The organism is Pseudomonas sp. AF32 (assembly GCF_022342325.2).
Lineage (GTDB): Bacteria > Pseudomonadota > Gammaproteobacteria > Pseudomonadales > Pseudomonadaceae > Aquipseudomonas > Aquipseudomonas uvaldensis.
Genome location: NZ_RQJK02000004.1, coordinates 36,077 through 55,013, shown reverse-complemented (window position 1 = coordinate 55,013; position 18,937 = coordinate 36,077). Strand labels below are relative to the sequence as shown.

Genomic DNA, 18,937 nt, shown 5'->3' with positions numbered 1-18,937 from the left:
GATGTCCAGCGCCTCGCTCGCCCGCCGCCTGATCGATCGCTTCCAGCACGGCCTGCCGTTGTGCGCCGAACCTTACCGGGCCATGGCCGACGCCCTGGGTTGTACCCAGGCCCAAGTGCTCGAATGCCTGCAACACCTGCAACTGGCCGGCAGCCTGTCGAGGGTGGGCCCGGTGTTCGAACATACCCGGGCCGGCGCCAGCACCCTGGCGGCCCTGGCGGTGCCCGCCGAACGTTTGCATCACGTGGCACACCGTGTCAGCCAGTACCCCGAAGTCAATCACAACTATGCACGGGAACATCGCTACAACCTGTGGTTCGTCCTGACCGGTCCCAACCGCGCCCACCTGGACAATATCCTCCAGGAGCTGGAAAAAGACACCGGCCTCACGCCCCTGGACCTGCCCATGCTGACCGCTTACCGCATTGATCTGGGTTTCCCACTGGAGGCTCCCCATGAATAACGCCTTGAATGAGCAACAAGCCCTGGCCCTGCGTCACCTGCTGGAGACGGGCCTGCCCCTGACGCCGCGCCCGTTCCACGACCTGGCCGGGCAAATCGACGCGAGCGAACAACAGGTGCTCGACCAGGTGCAGCAATGGCATGACCAAGGTCTGTTCCGTCGCGTCGGCCTGGTGGTCAACCACCGGGCCCTGGGTTTCGCTGCCAACGCCATGCTGGTACTGGATGTACCGGACGCCTTGGTCGATGAAGTGGGGCGACGTCTTGGACAAGCGCCGGGGATCAGCCTTTGCTACCAGCGACCGCGACGCCTGCCCCAATGGCAATACAACCTGTTCTGCATGATCCATGGCCGCCAGCGCGATCGCGTGGAGGCCCAGGTGCAGGCCCTGCTCGAACACCATCTGCTGGACGACCTCCCCCACGAGCTGCTGTTCAGCTCCCATCTGTTCAAGCAATGCGGCGGACGCTTCGCCGCACCGGCTGGAGCCGTTCTCCATGGATGAGCTGGACCGCCAACTGATCAACCGCCTGCAACTGGGCCTGCCGCTGGTGCGTCATCCCTGGCGGGCCTTGGCCCATGAACTGGGTAGCAGCAGTACCGAGCTGCTCGACCGCCTGCACGAGCTGCTCAACGACGGCGTGCTCACCCGCTTCGGCCCGATGTTCGACATCGATCGCCTGGGCGGCGCCTTCACCCTGGCGGCGCTGGCAGTGCCCGAACCGCGCTTCGACACCATCGCCGAGCTGCTCGCGGACATGCCCGAAGTGGCACACAACTACCGTCGCGAACACACTTGGAACATGTGGTTCGTGCTCGCCTGCACCAGCGAACAGGCGATTACCGACACCCTGCTGCGCATCGAACGCCTTACCGGCCTGGTGCCGCTGAACCTGCCCAAGGAGGAAACCTACCATGTCGGCCTGTACTTCCCGGTCTGATGGGGCGCTGCAAACGTCCACGCGCCTGGACGAGACACCCGCGGCGCGGCGACTGGTGGAGCTGACCCAGGCCGGCCTGCCCCTGGTGGAAGACCCCTGGGCCTGGCTCGCGGAACAATTGGGGCTGAACGTGGAGGCGACCCTCGAACTGCTCAAGCAGTTGCAGGCCGAAGGCGCCATTCGCCGCATCGCCGCCGTCCCCAACCATTACCGCCTGGGCTATCGCCACAACGGCATGACGGTCTGGGATGTGTCCGATACCGACATGCCACGCCTCGGCGCGCTGTTGGGGGCGCAACCCTTCGTCAGCCATTGTTATCGCCGCCCGCGTCGGCCCGGATGGCGCTACAACCTGTTCGCCATGGTGCACGGCCGCAGCCGTGAAGAAATCGACCGCTACCGCGACCATTTGCGTTACCTGCTGGGCGACGCTTGCGAAGCCGACGACATGCTGGTGAGCAGCCGCATCCTGAAAAAGACCGGCCTGCGCCTGCCACCCGGCGTGCGCTAACCCCATGAGGACAAGGAGCGTTTATGTTGAGGATCAGCCACTACCTGCGCGCCCTGGCAGGTCATTGCCCCGCCCCGCGTGTCGCGTCCCCGGGCAGCCTGCGGGCGCCGGTGGTGATCTGGAACCTGCTGCGACGTTGCAACCTCACCTGCAAACATTGCTACGCCACGTCGGCTGACAGCGTGTTCCGCGACGAGCTGGACACAGCGGCGGCGCTCAAGGTGATCGATTCGCTGCATGACGCCGGCGTGCGGGTGCTGATCCTGTCCGGCGGCGAACCCCTGCTGCGCGAGGACCTGTTCCAGCTCAGCGCCTATGCCCGCGACAAGGGGTTCTTCGTTGCCCTGTCCACCAACGGCACGCTGATCACCCCGGACAACATCGGGCTGATCCACGCCGCGCAGTTCGACTATGTCGGCATCAGCATCGATGGCCTGGAGGCGACCCATGATGCGTTCCGCCAGCTCAAGGGCAGTTTTGCCCGCTCCATGGCCGCCATCAGACTGTGCCGCGAGCACGGGATCCGGGTCGGCCTGCGCACTACCCTCACCCAACAGAACCATGCCCAGCTGCCCCAGCTGCTGGCCTTGATGCGCGAATACGATGTGCAGAAATTCTACCTGTCGCACCTCAATTACAGCGGCCGGGGCAAACGCAGTCGCAAGCTCGACGCCCATCAGCAGATGAGCCGCGAGGCCATGACGCTGATTTTCCAGCGAGCCTGGGACGACATCCAGCAAGGGCGCGACAGCGACTTCGTCAGCGGCAACAACGACGCCGATGCGATCCTGCTGCTGCAATGGGTCGCCCGCCACCAGCCCCAACACGTCGGTGCCCTGGAGCAGATGCTGCGGGCCTGGGGTGGCAACGCCTCGGGTTGCGGCATCGCCAATATCGACAATACCGGCGAGGTCCATCCCGATACGTATTGGTGGCAGCACTCGGTGGGCAACGTACGGCGCACGCCGTTTCGCACCCTCTGGTTCGAGCGCTCCGATGCCCTGCTGATGAAACTGCGCGAGCACCCTCGAACCGTGGGGGGACGCTGTGGACAGTGCCGCTGGCTGGCGATCTGCAACGGCAACACCCGCACCCGCGCCTGGGCCGAGGGAGACCTGTGGGGCCAGGACCCCGGCTGCCACCTGCTTGATGAAGAAATCGGCCTGCACGCGATCCCCAGCGTTGCGATGCCCTGCGCCCGATAACCGACGGCGAACCCGCTACCGAACCAAGGAAGTCCCAATGCCTGCCCCCATCGTTCTGCCCGCAGCCCTGCAATCGCCCTTCAGACCCGGGGAAGTGGCCCTGGTCGGCGCCGGCCCCGGTGATCCCGGCCTGTTGACCCTGCGCGCCTGGAGCCTGTTGATGCAGGCCGACGCGGTGGTCTATGACCGCTTGATCAGCCCGCAACTGCTCGGCCTGGTTCCGCTGACCTGTGCCCGGCACTACGTGGGCAAGGCCGCCGGTTGCCACAGCCTGCCACAGCCGCAGATCAACGAACTGCTGGCCGATCTCGCCGACCAGGGGCAACGGGTCGTGCGGCTCAAGGGTGGCGACCCGTTCATCTTCGGACGCGGCGCCGAAGAACTGGAATACCTCCTGGCCCGTGGCATCGATTGCCAGGTGGTGCCCGGCATCACCGCCGCGGCCGGGTGCAGTGCCTACGCCGGTATCCCGCTGACGCACCGCGACCTGGTCAACTCCTGTCGCTTCATCACCGGGCACCTGCAACGCGAGGGCGATTTGAACCTGCCCTGGCAAAGCCTCGCGGACGACAGCCAGACGCTGGTGTTCTACATGGGGCTGTCGAACCTGGGCACCATTGCCACACGGCTGATGGCCGCCGGACTGGCGGCGGACACCCCGGCGGCACTGATCTGCAACGGCACCCGTCCCGACCAGCAGGTGCTGCGCGGGACCCTGGCGCAGTTACCGGACATGGCGCTGGAGGGCTGCGACGGCCTGCCCACGCTGACGGTGATCGGTCAGGTGGTCGGGTTGTTCGCCCACCAGCCGCTGCATCATCCGGCGTGCCTGCACCCGCCGCGAGCTCAATTGCCGCTCTCGAAGGTGGCGCGATGATCCGCTGCTGGCTGGCCCCCTTGCTGTGGATTGGCACAGCCCATGGCAACGAAGCGAGCGTCCCGGACATGGCCTTGGCCGAACGCACTTACCAGCAATATTGCCAACAATGCCATGGCGTGAATCGCATCGGCGGCGCCGGACCGGCGCTATTGCCCCAGAGCCTGAGCCGGATCAAACCCGACGAGATCCGCCAGGTGATCGAAAAAGGCCGCCCGGCGAGCCAGATGGCGGCATTCGGCGCCGTGCTGGACGCGGCGCAGATGGACAGTCTGACCCACTACCTCCAACGCCCGCCTGCCGTCGAGCCCACCTGGAACGAAGACGATATCCGCCACAGCCACCGCCTGCTGGCGGATCTCGCCAGCTTGCCGAACACGCCCCAGCACAAGGCCGACCCGCTGAACCTGTTCGTCGTAGTGGAAGCCGGCGACCATCATGTCGATGTCGTCGATGGGGACCGTTTCGAAGTGCTGGCCCGCTTCGCCTCGCACTTCGCGGTGCATGGCGGGCCCAAGTTTTCTCCCGACGGGCGCTTCGTCTACCTGGCCTCCCGGGACGGCTGGGTCAGCCTGTATGACCTGCACAACCTCAAGCTGATCGCCGAGGTACGTGCCGGACTCAACACCCGCAACCTGGCCGTCAGCAAGGACGGGCGCTGGGTGCTGGTGGGCAATTACCTGCCCGGCAACCTCGCTGTGCTGGACGCCCGCGACCTTTCGCTGGTCAAGACCATCGAGACCCTCGGCGGCGATGGCCAGGCCTCCCGTGTCAGCGCGGTGTACACCGCCCCGCCGCGCGACAGCTTCATCGTGGCCCTCAAGGATGTGAAGGAGGTCTGGGAGCTGTCCACCGGGCCGAACCCGGATTTCGTACCGAGGCGTATAGAAGTCCAGGACTACCTGGATGACTTTTCCTTCTCGCCCGATTATCGCCAGTTGCTCGCCACGTCACGCAAGGCCCAGGGTGGCCAGGTCATCGACCTCGATAACGGCCATGTCGTGACCGACATCGCCCTGCCGGGCATGCCGCACCTGGGTTCGGGAACCTATTGGAAGCGCGATGGGCATTGGCTGTTCGCCACGCCCAACATCAGCAAGGGACTGGTGTCGGTGATCGACTTCGATACCTGGAAAGTCATCAAGCAGATCCCTACCCTCGGGCCGGGCTTCTTCCTGCGTAGCCACGCCAACTCCCGCTACGCCTGGACCGACGTGTTCTTCGCCCCTGGCAACGATGCCATTCACTTGATCGACAAACAGACCCTGGAAATCGCCCGCACCCTGCGCCCCATGCCTGGCAAAACCGCCGCCCATGTCGAGTTCACCCGCGACGGCCGCCACCTGCTGCTGAGCATCTGGGATACCGACGGAGCGCTGATTGTCTACGACAGCCAGACACTGGAGGAAATCAAGCGCCTGCCCATGAACAAACCATCGGGCAAGTACAACGTCGGCAACAAGATCGAATTCGCCGAAGGCACGTCCCACTGACACACACCGCAAGGACAAGGCTTGCCCGCGATGGCGGTGGGCAAGCTTGCATTGATCCAGGAAGGGCCCGGTCAGTGGCTCATCGACGACATGGCCGAAGCCTGTCCAAGTACCTTCTGGTCAATCTCTTCCAGACGCAGCACCCGGCCGCCGGTATCGCTGACAAGTTTGCGGGCCGCCTGAGCATCGGAGAACGAGGCCAGCACCACGCCCATGGCGCCTTTGAGGCCGCTGCCAACGACGAACCAGGCGGTTCGCGCATCGATCAAATGGGCGTCATCCGGTGCGTTCCAGTGGCTGCGGCCCATGTCGTGGACATACAGCTTGACGTCGGCCCGATGGTTCTCCGGCTGCAGCCACCAACCGAGCATTTCCGCTGGCGAGCAAAATTTCTTCACGCCGTCCGCCCCCACCGCAGCCCCCTTCGGCCCGGGAAAATCAGTGATTACCATGCCGCACACGTGGCACTCGTCATTGGGGTGAAACGCCAGGGCCGCTTCGGTCCCCGAGGATGAGGAAACCTTTTCACATCCCAGCATCGCCAGGCACACCCACATTGCGGCCAGGAAACGACTCGCCCTAAAAGACACCTTATTCATCGTTGCATGCTCCCTTACCCATCGGAAATCACGGGCACCGGCGGTTGAATAATCGGTAGGCCAACCACAACGGCACCACCATCCACAATCCAAGACAAAGCCAGAGCACCAGACCCGACACCGGCAAGTCGCTGCCCAGCGCCATGACCGAGGCACCGCTGGAGGCGGCGTCGAATCCCGACAGATTGATCAACCGGTACACATCGGCAGGGTTGAACAACAGCAGCCACGGCAACAGGTCCGGCCTGAAGCGGCCCTCGCTCAGCACCAGCAATGCCAACAGCACCAAATCGAACACCAGCACGAAGAAGAACCACACGCCCAGCGCCAGGCCGGCGGCGGTGGATTTTTCCGCCGAAACACTGCTCAGCACATAGGCCAGTCCCAGGAACACCCAGCCCAGCAGCGTGCTCGACAGCATGAAGCGGCCGAAGGCCCAGAGCAGCAGGCTCAACTCGACATCATCGACCAACAGGGCGATGGCCAGCATCGCGCAGCCGAAGCCGATCGCCGTCGCCAGGGCCAGGATAAGGCCATGGCCGACAAACTTGCCCAGCAGCAACTGGCCGCGACTCAACGGATAGGTCAGTAACAGCAGCAAGGTCCCGCTCTCGTCCTCACCGACAATCGCGTCATACGCCAGCAGCAAGGCGATCAAGGGCATCAGGAAAGTCGCCAGGCTCGCCAGGCTCGCCACGGTCGCCGGCACCGAGGTGAACCCCAGTTGACCGGACGCCGCCGCGCCCAGCCACGCGATACCGATTGCCAGCACGGCGAACAATAGACTGATCGCCAACAGCCAACGGTTGCGCAAGCCATCGCTGAGTTCCTTGCGGGCCATGTTCCAGATCGGGTTCATTGACAGGTCTCCCCGGTTGCCGCGCCGTTCATGTAATGCCGGTACAAGTCCTCGAGGGACGGCGGCTTGACCTCGACGTCCGTCGGGTTGTGTTGCGCCAGCAACTGGCGCAGCAAGGCCAGCTTGCTGCCGTCCGGCGCGGACACCTGCAAGCCTTGGGCGCCCCAGCCCTGGGCCAGATGCCCTTCACTGCGCCAGTGCTCTTGCAGTTGGCTGGCCCGTGTGACGCCCGATGCGCGGATCAGCGTCGGCAGCCCCGCCTCCCGACGCAACCGATCCAGGCTCCCCAGGGCCAGCAGGCGCCCTCGGGTCAGGATGGCGGCACGGTTGATGTGAGCCTCGACACCCGGCAGGACGTGGGAGCAAAGAATGATGCTGGTGCCCTGCCAGCGCAGGCGGTCGAGCATCTGGTAGAGATCCTGGGTGGCGATGGGGTCCAGGCCCACCGTGGGTTCGTCCAGCAACAACAGGCGCGGTTGGCCGAGCAGCGCCTGGGCCAGCCCCAACCGTTGGCGCATGCCCTTGGAGTAGGTCCGCACCCTGCGTCGCGCCGCCTCCGCCAGCCCGACCTCTTCCAGCAAGCGCTCGACCTGTGCCGGCGCAGCCCCTTTGAGCCGGGCGAAATGCTGCAAGGTTTCCAGGCCGCTCAACTGCGGGTAGAACATGACGTTCTCCGGCAGGTAACCGAGCATCCGGCGCACCGTCGAGTCGCTGGGCTCACGGCCGAACACCCGCACCCGGCCTTCACTGGCCCGCAGCAAACCGAGTATCAGCTTCATGGTGGTGGTCTTGCCCGCGCCGTTGTGGCCGAACAGGCCAAGCACCTCGCCCTGGGCCAGGTCCAGGTCCAATTCATGCAATACGGTGGCATCGCCGTAGTGCTGGCTCACGCCTTCGATCTCGACGACGTTCAAGATGCGTCCTCCGAAGCCCTGTTGCGTAGTGGGGCGAGGACCGGTGGCTCCATCAACGGATGGCGATCGGTTACCCCTGGGGATTTCATCACCGGGAACGCCCGCTGAACCCAACGCAGCAGCTCGATCCCCGGACTGTTCATCAACAGCCGTACCTGCGGGTAGCGCCACAGCAGGCGGTCGACGTTGTCGTTGGGTTCATAGGGCACGTCGCCCAGGCCATCGCCATTGCGATCCCAGCCGAGGTAATCGCTCCAATAATTGCCGCGCCCATCCGCCGACCATTCCTGCAAGCGCGTGGCGACGTACTTGACTTGGCGCTGGTTGCCGGCAAAGACATTGCCGGCGATGCGGTTGTCCTCCGAACCGGCGGTCAGATGGATGCCCAGGGCACTGCGCTCGAAGCGATTGCCTTCGATGCGGTTGAACAAGGAGTTGTAGATGAACAGCCCCTTGCCCTCGGCGCCGGTGATCATGGTGTCGCCGGTGGACCCGTCGCGTACGTCGCTGACGACGTTGTCGCGCAGGGTCGAATAAGTGATGTAGTTCATCAGGATCCCGTAGTTCTGGTCCTGTTCGGAGCGGTTGCCGATCACCGTCAGTTGGCGGCTTTGCATCAAGGCGTACCCGGTACGGGTTCGCCGGGTGGTATTGCCCAACAGGCGGTTATCGTTGGCGAACATGTAATGCACGCCGTAGCGCAGATCTTCCAGCGTGTTGCCCTGAAGCAGGTTGCCGCTGGAGGTGTCGATGTAAATACCGTCGCGGGTTTCGCGTATCTGGTTGCCGATGACCCGGGCGCCGTGGACCGCATACAGATGAATACCGTTGCCACGATCCTGGGAGCGCAGGCCCGGGTCGCCCTGGATGAGGTTGTCGATCAGGCTGACGTCCCGAGCCCCGTCGACCCAGATGCCGAAGCCCTGGCCCTGCATCCGGTTCCCCTTGATCACCGCGCCTCGTGCGGCAGGCTGGATGAACACGGCGGCATTCATGGCCGTCAGGTCATGTCCCCAATCCAGGAACGTACAGTCCTGGACTTGAACATCCGGGGCCCGGATAGTCAGGCCATTACCCTCGCCCTGCCCCCGGAACACCGCACCCGGTTCACAAGTGAGTGTCATCGGTTGATCGACACTGAACGAGCCCAGGTACTGGCCGGCAGGCAAGCGCCAATGCAGCTCGCCGGCGGCCTGCAAAGGCAGGTCAGTGATCGGCTGTGGCGCCGCGAGCACGCCACCGGACGCCAGCCAGAGCACCAGCGCAATGACCGGTTGCCGAGCGTCGCTTGCAAATCGCCGCATGTCCCCAGTCATTGCAGCCTCCCTGATCGGCCGGCTCAGGCCTTTTCAACCAGCATGCGCCCGACCATTTCCATGTGCAGGGCATGGCAGAACCAGCTGCAGTAGTACCAGTGCAGGCCAGGCTTGTCGGCGATGAAGGTAATGGATGAGGTTTGCTGAGGGCTGATCTCCATGCTCACGCCATGGTTGGTCATGACAAAACCGTGGGACACGTCCTCGATCTGGTCGATGTTGGTGATGGTCACCGTCACCTCGTTGCCTTGCTTGACGGTGAACTCCGTCAGGCCATAGGCCGGCGCCATGGACGTCATGTAGACCCGCACCTTGTTGCCGTCACGGATGACCTTGTTGTCGGTCTCCAGGTTGATGCCATCCTTCTTGGCGCGCTCCACCGTGGGGGCGAAGAACGGGTCGTTGCGGTTCCAGATTTTCTGGGTCTTGATCTGGTCCCGCCGGGCGAGGATGCAATCGTGGGGTTCGGCGAAGGCCGGGCCGTCGTGCACCAGTTTCATTTCGTCGCCGGAGATGTCGATCAACTGGTCGTTCTCCGGGTGCAGCGGCCCGGTGGGCAGGAAACGGTCCTTGGAGAATTTGCACAGCACCACCAGCCATTTGCCATCTGCCTCGCTGGTCTCGGTCAGCGACGCGTGGTTGTGGCCGGGCTGGTACTGCACGTCGAGTTTCTGCTTGATGTAGTTGACTTTCTCGCCCTTGTAGGCGCGGATAGCCTCGTCCATGTTCCACTTCACCACCTGGCTGTCGATGAACAACGTGGTGTAGGCATTGCCGCGTCCATCGAAGGTGGTGTGCAGCGGTCCCAGGCCCAGTTCGGGCTCGGCGACGATCACCTCGCGCGGATCCTTGTAGCGCCCCTCGAACAGGCCATCCAGGCGGTCGATGGCGATCATCGAGACAGTGGGCGACAGCTTGCCGTTGGCGATGAAGTATTTGCCGTCCGACGAGGTATTGCACCCGTGGGGGTTCTTCGGCACCGGGATGTAGCGGGTGAATTCCGAGTCCTTGCCATCGGTCTTGCGACCATCGACCACCGGTACCTTGGAGCCGTCCAGGGTGATGAACTTGCCGGCCTTGATCGCCGCCTCGATCCGCGGGATGTTGAACACCACCACCCAGTCGCGCTCGTTGCGCATCATGCCGCCCAGGTCGTAGGCCTTCTCCGAGTTGTAGCAGGTACTGGCGGCGTATTTGCCGGTGTAGTCGGCGTCGGAGTTATCCAGGTTGCCATCGACGATCACCTGGAACGCCATCTCCATATTCTCGGCATCGATGGCGTTGAACATCGTGTAGCTGTTCTTGTCTTGCAGGTCGAAGGTGCGGCCGTCGTTGGGGTGTGGGATCACGAACTCGGCGTTGGCGAACACATACTTGGTATACGGCACCTTTTGCAGGCGCAGGCCATGGATCGCCTGGACGTTGGGCACGGTGAGGATCTTGTCGCATTTCATGATGTCCAGCCGAATGCGCGCGACCCGGGAGTTGGCCTTGTCGTTGATGAACAGGTACTTGCCGTCGTATTTGCCGTCGGTCATGGAAATATGCGGATGGTGGCAGTCGCCGTTCTGGTATTTGGCGCTGTCCCCCAGGATATGCTTGCTTTCGTTGGTCAGGCCCCAACCGGTGGCCGAATCGACGTTGAACACCGGGATGCGCATCAACTCGCGCATCGACGGAACACCCAGCACCCTTACCTCGCCCTGATGGCCGCCGCTCCAGAAACCGTAGTACTCGTCCAGCTCACCGGGGGCGACGTGGATCTTGGACTTGGCTTCCTTGGCCGCCGCAGCCCACGACTCGCGGGTGAATGTCCCGGCCCCCAGCGCCGTGGCGCCGGCCAATACTGCACCCGTCACCGCGCCCGTGCCGAGGAAACTGCGTCGGCTGACACCCCTGGGTTCTGGCGCCACGTCGGTGGTGTCGTTTTTCTTGTCGTTCATGCTAATGCTCCATCAAGAATGAATCGGTCGAAGGCACAGGCCATGGGCTGCCTCAAGGCGCCGGGGTCACCTGCACCACGGGAATCAGTTGCGGATCGGTTGCAGGCGCCTTGCCGCGCTTCTTGCGCTTGTTGATCAGCGGCGGGCATTTGTTTTCGTTGTGCCAGGTCATCTGGCAGTCGAGGCAGTAGTGACATTCGTTGGCGTTAATCCGGCCATCGGGATGAATCGCCTGGATCTCGCACTCCCTGGCGCACAACTGGCAAGGGTTGCCGCATTCCTTGCGGCGCTTGAGCCAGTCGAACAAGCGCAGGCGGGTCGGCATCGCCAGGGCCGCCCCCAGCGGGCAGGCGTAGCGGCAGTAGACTTTGCGGGTAAACAGATTGACCAGCAGCAGGCCCGCCGCATACGCGACGAACCACCACTGGCGATCGAACCTCAAGGTGATGGCGGTCTTGAACGGCTCGATTTCAGCCAGCCGCTCGGCGGTGGCCATGGACTCCAGCGAGACACCGAACAGCACCAGCAAAATGATGTACTTGATCGCCCACAGCCGCTCGTGAAAGGCAAACGGTAGTTCGTATTGGGGCAGCCTGAACCGGCGCGCCAGTTCGTTGATCAGCTCCTGCAGGGCACCGAACGGACACAGCCAACCGCAGAACACGCCCCGTCCCCACAGCAGGATGCTGGCGGCGGTGAACACCCACAGGATGAAGATCAGCGGATCGGTGAGGAAAAGCTCCCAGCGAAAGCCTTCGAACAATGCATGGACGAACGTCAGCACGTTGACCACCGACAGTTGCGCCAGGGCATAGCCGCCGAGGAACACCACCGTGAATACCAAATAGCCCCGGCGGACCCAGTGCAGCAGCTTTGGCCTGCGGGCCAGCGCATCCTGGAAGAACAGGATGACGGTGAGCACCAGCAAGGCCACCCCCAGCACGACGATCTCGACGCTTTTCTGATACCAGAGCGTCAGCCACAGGGGGCGGCTGGCCTCCTCGGCCGCCGCCAGTTGCGCGGCCGTGGGCAACGGCCGCTCCAGATACGGTTCAGGCAGCTGGTAGCCGAGTTCGAAGTTGCTGAAGATGCCGCTGACGGGGCCGGTCTGGCGGCGCACCAACAGCTCCAGGCTCCAGGGTGAGCCGGGGTCGAAACGGTGGGACGCACGGATGATGAAGATCGCCATTTCATCGAAGGCCGGCATGTCGTCCAGGGCCACATCATCCAGGCGCTGGAAATCCAGGTCGCGGAAGCTGATGGTGTCGCCGAACTGGCGCAACACCACCCGGTCGAAAATGCCCCCGCGTACGTAGCCCGACCCCTTGAACGAATAGCGCCCGCTGCCCATCACGGCGATGGCCTGCTCGCCCGGCTTGAGCGCGGCCATCAGCGTGCGATATTGCGCCTCACCCAGCAGATTGCGACCGATGGTGGGTGGGTTCAGGTGCGTGACGTACAGGTCGATGAAGGTGTCGTTCGCCTGCTCGGCACTGGCCACTTCGACCTGCTCGGCCTCGGTGCCTTTGAAGGAAGCGTCCACCTGACCGCGGGTCAATAGCAGACGCCGCACCGAGCCATTCCCGACCAGCGTGTTCCAGTCGGCGGCTTGATAGGTATCTTCACGCACCCGGGCCGGCGCCACGACCACCCCGGAATTGCCCTTGACCAGGCCCAGGGACACCGCGACGTCATGGGCGGCGCGCATGATCACTTCGTTGACCACCATCGCCGTCACGGTGGCACCGGCTATGGCGTCCACCGTCACCGCATCCGGGTCGCTGGAGTGCCCCACCACGACCCGCTGGTTGACCTTGATACCGCTGTAGCGCGCACTGAACCCATGGAGCTTTTCTTCGGCGATGCCGATCAGCAGGATCGGCTCATGGTGTTCGAGCACATAGGCATCGAGGATCACGCCGGCGGGATCAAGGATGACCTGGACGTTGATCGGCTTGCCCGAGTAGGCGGGAATGTTCACGACATCCAGGCTCTGGAACACGTAACCCAGGACCTTGCCAGCGGCGGACAGCGTGCGCACCTTGAAGGGGCCTTCAGGCGCGGAGATCGAATCGGTCTGGTTCAGGACATGGTGGATGCGCTGTTGCTGGATCTCGCCGTAGTCCTTGGCCTGGGCGAGACTCATGAAGCTCAGCAGGACCGCGAGCAGTCCATGAAGCCAGAAGCGGGATAGGTGCAGCATCACAAAGGGAAGGGTCATGGACGCCAGGGCTTGAAGGCACAATCGTGGCGATGATGCTAGGCGCCGTCCCCTCGCCGGCCCTTGATTGAAATCAACTTCGAAAAAACTGATACGCCGGCCCATGCAATGCTGCTGGACCTGTGGCGAGGGGATTTATCCCCGCTGGGCTGCCTGGCAGCCTCAAATCCAGGCACCTCGGTGTGCCGGTTGAACCGTATTCAGCTTGCAGGGGGGCGCTTCGCGCCCCCGCTGGGATAAATCCCCTCGCCACAGCCAAGTGTTATTCAGGAGGCCCGACCCTCAACGCAACCCATAGGAATAAATACCCGCATCCTTGTTGTCATACCAATTGCCGTTACCCCAGATCACCCGATCCTGCGCCGGCTGGAAACCGACGATGCCCAGATAGCCCGCAATGGCCAGGCGTTTCCACGACTGGCCCCAGTCCCTGGAATAAAACACCCCTTCGGCCGAGATGCTCGCGTCCGACCACCAGTAGAGCCAACGCGGTGGGTAATGTTCGCTGGTGGTGTTGATCAACAGGCTGTTCTGCCCGACCCAGAAATTCGTCCCGCGCACTCGGCTTTCCGAGGCCAGGGGCGCAAACACGCTGGGCAGTTCGCTCAGGGTGCGCCAGGTCAGCGCGGTGGTGTCCAGTTCGGCGACGACGTCGCGACCTCGATTGCCCTGATCGATAAGGCCGATGACCCTTCCGGCATCGTTCTGGACCAGTTTTGAGACAAACAGGTTGTCGTCACGCTGTACCTGGACGACTCGCCAGCGCCCTGTTTCGCGTTGCAGGCGGGCCCGCGTGGTCACGTTGAACGCAATGTTGTGGCCGGCGCCGTCAGGGTTGCTTGCCCAGAATCGCTGGGACACCCAGATGAACGCCTGCCGGGCATCCAATTGCAGCACGTTGGTCTGCACTTCCCCCTGCTCGCCTGAGCCGGTGTGCCATTCATTGATTTCGGGATGCTTTTCGTGCACCGCCTCAGCAGCTACCAGCAACGACTCGGAGGCGACAATCTCCGTGCTGCTGGCGCCGCGATCAGCCGAATAGAAAACGCCGGTGGAAACGGCTCCCGAGGTCGCTTCGCTGCTGTCATCGTCCGCAGCGCGCGGCCGACCCCACGCCCAGACTTCGTCAGAGCCGTGGAAATACGGGGTCAGGCTCCAGGCCAACCGATCGGCCTCGGCGAACCAGCCCTTGCTCAACCAGGTCCAGTGCTTGCCTTGATCGTCGCTACGAAAGACCACGGTCTGGTTGATGTCGTCGGCGTTCGCGGTATCAGGCCGGTCAAGCCCCGTCAGCAGGAATACGCTGGCGCCGTCCGGACTGGCGATCAGGCAAGCCGCGCCGCTGACGTGGGCCACCAGCTGGAATTGTCCCTGGGCATCCAGGCGAGAAATAAAAGAAGTTTCCCTGTCACGTCCAAGCAAGCCCGGGAAAGGGGCTTGCGGCTCTTCTTCGCCCGCATCAGCCGGTTTGTCATAAACCACTGCGTCCAGGTCCACGACATCCGCAGCGGGTGCCAACCGACTCGCGTCCCCCTCCAGGCGACCGACCAGCCAGGTGCTTTGTCCGGTCACGACCACGCCCGTGCAGTATTGGGTCATCGCCCGCTGTTGGATATCCTTCACCACACCTATCCGTTGCGGGTCCGGACTGGCGCCGCCCCACTCCAGCTTGGCGCTGGTGATCATCCACATGTACCACAGCGCGGCGGCCCCCACTAATGCGGCAAACAGAGTAGTGAACAGCTTTGATCGAGGCATGGGAGGTCCGTATCCTGGGAAATTCCGGGAAGCTTTTCGCATCTCTCTGGCCCGGAGTAAATTTTTTTTTGCACGAGAGTGAGTGAAGCCGGTCGCATATTTGTCAATGCTGTGAACCAGGCTCAACTCTCCAGGGGGCGCCGTGCCCCCGAAGCCTCAACGCGCCAAAACAGACGCTCACAAGGAATGCTCCATGCCCTCACGCTCCGGCCCCGCTTCCGCCACATCACAGGCCGAAAACGCCGGGCTCGTCCGGGTCCGTGGTGCCCGCGAACACAACCTCAAGAATGTCGATGTCGATATTCCTCGCGATGCCCTGGTGGTGTTTACCGGCGTGTCGGGATCCGGCAAGTCGTCGCTGGCGTTCTCCACCCTCTACGCCGAAGCCCAGCGTCGTTACTTTGAATCCGTCGCGCCTTACGCTCGGCGCCTGATCGATCAGGTCGGCGTACCCGATGTGGACAGCATCGAGGGCCTGCCGCCAGCCGTGGCCTTGCAGCAGCAGCGCGGTACGCCCAGCGCCCGATCCTCGGTGGGCAGCGTCACGACCTTGTCCAGCCTGATCCGCATGCTTTACTCCCGCGCCGGTAGCTATCCGGCCGACCAGCCCATGCTCTACGCCGAAGACTTCTCGCCCAACACGCCACAAGGCGCCTGCCAGGAATGCCATGGCCTGGGCCGGGTCTATGAGGTGACCGAAGACTCCATGGTGCCGGATCCGTCGCTGACCATCCGCGAGCGCGCCGTGGCGGCCTGGCCCATGGCCTGGCAAGGCCAGAACCTGCGGGACATCCTGGTCACCCTGGGTTACGACGTCGATGTTCCCTGGCGCGACCTGCCGCAAGAACAACGTGACTGGATTCTCTTCACGGAGGAGACCCCCACCGTCCCTGTATACGCCGGGCTGACGCCGGCGCAGACCCGCGCCGCCCTCAAGCGCAAACTCGAACCCAGCTATCAGGGCACGTTCAGCGGTGCCCGGCGTTACCTGTTGCACACGTTCATGCATTCCCAGAGCGCCCAAATGCGCAAGCGCGTGGCGCAATACATGCGCGCCAGTGCTTGCCCGGTGTGCGAAGGCAAACGCCTCAAGCGCGAGGCGCTGACGGTCACGTTCGCGGGGCTGGATATCGCCGAGCTGTCGCACCTGCCGTTGCTGGAGCTGGCCGAGGTGCTGAAGGGTGTCACCGCACCCGCTTATCTGGAACAGGCCGATGAACCCGGCGCGGTCTTAAGCCATCGGCAAACCCGAGAAGCCCGCGAGCAGCGTGCCGCCAGGGGCGAAAACCCTCACGCCGGAGGGCCGGATGCGCGCCATACGCCCAACCTGTCCCTGGAAAAGCGCCTGGCTGCCCAACGCATCGCCGCTGAACTGCTGGAACGGATCGTCACCCTGATCGATCTTGGCCTGGGCTACCTGTCCCTGGAGCGCAGCACCCCGACACTGTCCTCCGGCGAGCTGCAACGCCTGCGCCTGGCCACCCAGCTCAATTCCCAGCTGTTCGGTGTGATCTATGTACTGGACGAACCGTCCGCCGGCTTGCACCCGGCCGACAGCGAAGCCCTGTTCGATGCCCTGCAACGGCTCAAGGCCGCGGGCAATTCGGTGTTCGTCGTCGAGCACGACCTGGATACCATGCGCCGCGCCGACTGGCTCGTCGACGTCGGCCCGGATGCGGGCGAACAGGGCGGCACGATTCTCTATAGCGGTCCACCGGCCGGCCTCGGGCAGGTGCCTGAGTCACGAACGCGGGCCTATCTGTTTGCCGAACGCACCCTCGCTGCGCGCAGCCCTCGAACGCCCCGTGACTGGCTACGCCTGGAAGGCATCACCCGCAACAACCTCGACAACCTGAGCGCGGCTTTCCCTATCGGCTGCTTTACGGCCGTGACCGGTATCTCCGGTTCCGGCAAATCCAGTCTCGTCAGCCAGGCGCTGCTGGACCTGGTGGGCGGCCACCTGGGTCAGGCCAGCCAGACTGCCGAACCAGAAGAACCGAGCCTGGAAGACGAACCCCGGCAAACCAGCGGCGGGTACGTCAGCGCCGGGCTCGATGCGATCAAGCGGCTGGTCCAGGTGGACCAGAAACCCATCGGCCGCACCCCACGCTCCAACCTTGCCACCTATACCGGCCTGTTCGACCATGTGCGCAAGCTATTCGCCGATACGGAGCAGGCTCGCACGCTGGGATTCGATGCCGGGCGATTTTCCTTCAACGTTGCCAAGGGACGCTGCGAAACCTGCGAAGGTGAAGGCTTCGTCAGTGTCGAACTGTTGTTCATGCCCAGCGTGTATGCCCCCTGCCCGACCTGCCACGGCGCTCGCTACAACCCGCAGACGCTGAGGGTGAACTGGCAAGGGCTGAACATCGCCCAAGTCCTGCAACTGACCGTGGACCAGGCACTCGAAGTCTTCCGCGAACAACCCGCGGCAAAGCGTTCATTGCAGGTGCTGCAGGACATCGGACTGGGTTACCTGCGCCTGGGCCAGCCGGCTACGGAGCTGTCCGGCGGTGAAGCGCAGCGCATCAAACTGGCGACGGAACTGCAGCGCAAGGCCCGTGGGTCCACGTTGTATGTGCTGGACGAACCGACCAATGGGTTGCATCCCCAAGACGTGGACCGATTGCTGGTCCAGCTCAATCGCCTGGTGGACGAAGGCCATACCGTGGTTGTGGTGGAGCATGACATGCGGGTAGTCGCGCAAAGTGACTGGGTGATAGACATCGGCCCGGGAGCCGGGTCCCAAGGTGGGAAAGTCGTGGTATGCGGATCGCCGGGCGCGGTGGCCGAATGCCAGGAAAGTCGGACGGCGGGGTTCCTGAAAAACGTCTTGCGGGCTGAACATTAAAGCTTTTTTAACGAGACTGGCCGTATGCGAAAAGCTGTCTATACTGTCGGTCAGTTAATCGTTTCAGTCCGCGTAATTGAACGATAGCCTCTCCATCCCCGGGCGCAGGCTGTCATGCCAGGAGGCGCTATGATATCACCCCCCCGATCAAAACAGACCTCGCTCAACCCTATCTGCCGGCTCTAAAGGTACAGAGCTTGGCTGCGTCAACGTCTTATGTTCGGATATTGCGGCTCGCTTATTATGTTCAAACCCATTTCCAGTCATTTGTTCAACCTGGTCCAAGAGGTAGAAAACAACATCTCGGGCGTGAGCGAAGAGGAGTACACCGAAATATTGGGTTGGATATTTTCAAAATTGGGTATCGAGAAATTCGCGTACGTCCATCTGGAACCGACGCCCTTCAATAACTCGAAGATCTCCATCTACAGCAATTACCCATCCGAATGGGTTGAGACCTACCGCAAGCAGTCGCTCTACAAGACGGACCCCGTCATGGCAAACACCGCCATCACGGCAACGCCTTTTTTCTGGGATGAAATTCCCGAAGAAATAGACACCCATTCGGACATCTTCGAGCAATCAGCCTCGTACGGTATCAAACAGGGATATACCGTTCCGATCCATGAACCCGGTCGGGCATTCGGTTCCCTTCACCTGTCCTCCGAAGAAAACGACCCTGATTTCCCCACCATTGTCCGTTCGAACCTGTTCATCATCAAAGCCCTCAGCATCATTGCCAATCAATATCGCCCCGTGGAAACCACGGTCGAGAGCAACTTGAGATTATCCCCCAGGGAAATAGAATTCCTGCGCTGGTTAGCCTTGGGGAAAAACTATAAGGAAATAGGTTTGATCATGAACATTACCGAACGAACGGTAAAATTTCATGCCAAGCAAATGACCGAGAAAATGGACTGTATCAACGTCAAACAGGCGATGATCAAGGCCGTCCAACTCAACCTCGTCTGATTTTATCTTTTATC

Annotated in this window: 16 protein-coding genes; 9 read left to right on the top strand and 7 right to left on the bottom strand. The window is 62.8% G+C overall.

Features of this window, described 5'->3' with window-relative positions:
- The first annotated feature begins 1 nt into the window (after nucleotide 1).
- Genes EGM97_RS05215 through EGM97_RS05185 form a run of 7 tightly spaced genes read left to right on the top strand, consistent with a single transcriptional unit; the run spans nucleotide 2 to nucleotide 5,490 of the window.
- Nucleotides 2-463 carry an Lrp/AsnC family transcriptional regulator gene (locus EGM97_RS05215; RefSeq protein ID WP_238962900.1) on the top strand — a complete coding sequence of 154 codons (462 nt, stop codon included), beginning with the start codon at nucleotides 2-4 and terminating at the stop codon, nucleotides 461-463.
- Nucleotides 456-968, top strand: a complete 513-nt coding sequence (ahbB, locus tag EGM97_RS05210; protein ID WP_238962899.1) for a siroheme decarboxylase subunit beta — start codon at nucleotides 456-458, stop codon at nucleotides 966-968. Before EGM97_RS05215 ends, ahbB (EGM97_RS05210) begins: the two co-directional genes overlap by 8 nt.
- Nucleotides 961-1,404, top strand: coding sequence for an Lrp/AsnC family transcriptional regulator (locus tag EGM97_RS05205; RefSeq protein WP_238962898.1), 444 nt, complete (start codon nucleotides 961-963; stop codon nucleotides 1,402-1,404). Before ahbB (EGM97_RS05210) ends, EGM97_RS05205 begins: the two co-directional genes overlap by 8 nt.
- Nucleotides 1,379-1,915, top strand: a complete 537-nt coding sequence (gene ahbB / locus EGM97_RS05200; protein ID WP_238962897.1) for a siroheme decarboxylase subunit beta — start codon at nucleotides 1,379-1,381, stop codon at nucleotides 1,913-1,915. The genes EGM97_RS05205 and ahbB (EGM97_RS05200) overlap by 26 nt, the downstream gene beginning before the upstream one ends.
- A gap of 23 nt (nucleotides 1,916-1,938) precedes the next feature.
- Complete coding sequence (nirJ, locus tag EGM97_RS05195) at nucleotides 1,939-3,120, top strand: heme d1 biosynthesis radical SAM protein NirJ (RefSeq protein ID WP_238962896.1); 1,182 nt, start codon at nucleotides 1,939-1,941, stop codon at nucleotides 3,118-3,120.
- A gap of 37 nt (nucleotides 3,121-3,157) precedes the next feature.
- Nucleotides 3,158-3,997, top strand: coding sequence for a uroporphyrinogen-III C-methyltransferase (gene cobA, locus EGM97_RS05190; protein WP_238962895.1), 840 nt, complete (start codon nucleotides 3,158-3,160; stop codon nucleotides 3,995-3,997).
- Nucleotides 3,994-5,490, top strand: coding sequence for a nitrite reductase (locus tag EGM97_RS05185; RefSeq protein WP_238962894.1), 1,497 nt, complete (start codon nucleotides 3,994-3,996; stop codon nucleotides 5,488-5,490). The genes cobA and EGM97_RS05185 overlap by 4 nt, the downstream gene beginning before the upstream one ends.
- 71 nt (nucleotides 5,491-5,561) lie before the next feature.
- On the opposite strand, the gene EGM97_RS05180 is transcribed toward EGM97_RS05185, so the two are convergent.
- The 7 genes from EGM97_RS05180 to EGM97_RS05150 all read right to left on the bottom strand — a co-directional run bounded on the left by EGM97_RS05180 (nucleotide 5,562) and on the right by EGM97_RS05150 (nucleotide 15,100).
- Nucleotides 5,562-6,089, bottom strand: coding sequence for a nitrous oxide reductase accessory protein NosL (locus tag EGM97_RS05180; protein WP_238962893.1), 528 nt, complete (start codon nucleotides 6,087-6,089; stop codon nucleotides 5,562-5,564).
- Between the two features lie 28 nt (nucleotides 6,090-6,117).
- Nucleotides 6,118-6,948, bottom strand: a complete 831-nt coding sequence (locus EGM97_RS05175) for an ABC transporter permease (protein WP_238962892.1) — start codon at nucleotides 6,946-6,948, stop codon at nucleotides 6,118-6,120.
- Nucleotides 6,945-7,862 carry an ABC transporter ATP-binding protein gene (locus EGM97_RS05170; RefSeq protein WP_238962891.1) on the bottom strand — a complete coding sequence of 306 codons (918 nt, stop codon included), beginning with the start codon at nucleotides 7,860-7,862 and terminating at the stop codon, nucleotides 6,945-6,947. The genes EGM97_RS05175 and EGM97_RS05170 overlap by 4 nt, the downstream gene beginning before the upstream one ends.
- Nucleotides 7,859-9,166 (bottom strand): nitrous oxide reductase family maturation protein NosD, encoded by a 1,308-nt coding sequence (locus tag EGM97_RS05165; RefSeq protein ID WP_477788779.1) that lies wholly within the window; start codon nucleotides 9,164-9,166, stop codon nucleotides 7,859-7,861. The genes EGM97_RS05170 and EGM97_RS05165 overlap by 4 nt, the downstream gene beginning before the upstream one ends.
- A 35-nt stretch (nucleotides 9,167-9,201) precedes the next feature.
- Nucleotides 9,202-11,121 carry a TAT-dependent nitrous-oxide reductase gene (gene nosZ / locus EGM97_RS05160; RefSeq protein ID WP_238962889.1) on the bottom strand — a complete coding sequence of 640 codons (1,920 nt, stop codon included), beginning with the start codon at nucleotides 11,119-11,121 and terminating at the stop codon, nucleotides 9,202-9,204.
- 52 nt (nucleotides 11,122-11,173) lie between these two features.
- Complete coding sequence (gene nosR / locus EGM97_RS05155) at nucleotides 11,174-13,342, bottom strand: transcriptional regulator NosR (RefSeq protein WP_238962888.1); 2,169 nt, start codon at nucleotides 13,340-13,342, stop codon at nucleotides 11,174-11,176.
- A gap of 282 nt (nucleotides 13,343-13,624) precedes the next feature.
- A complete protein-coding gene (locus EGM97_RS05150) occupies nucleotides 13,625-15,100 on the bottom strand; it encodes a hypothetical protein (protein ID WP_238962887.1) in 1,476 nt (491 codons plus the stop codon).
- Nucleotides 15,101-15,293: 193 nt separating this feature from the next.
- On the opposite strand from EGM97_RS05150, the gene EGM97_RS05145 reads away from it, so the two are divergent.
- Both EGM97_RS05145 and EGM97_RS05140 read left to right on the top strand, forming a co-directional pair.
- A complete protein-coding gene (locus tag EGM97_RS05145; RefSeq protein ID WP_238962886.1) occupies nucleotides 15,294-17,951 on the top strand; it encodes an excinuclease ABC subunit UvrA in 2,658 nt (885 codons plus the stop codon).
- Nucleotides 17,952-18,194: 243 nt separating this feature from the next.
- Complete coding sequence (locus EGM97_RS05140) at nucleotides 18,195-18,923, top strand: helix-turn-helix transcriptional regulator (protein ID WP_238962885.1); 729 nt, start codon at nucleotides 18,195-18,197, stop codon at nucleotides 18,921-18,923.
- Nucleotides 18,924-18,937 lie beyond the last annotated feature (14 nt).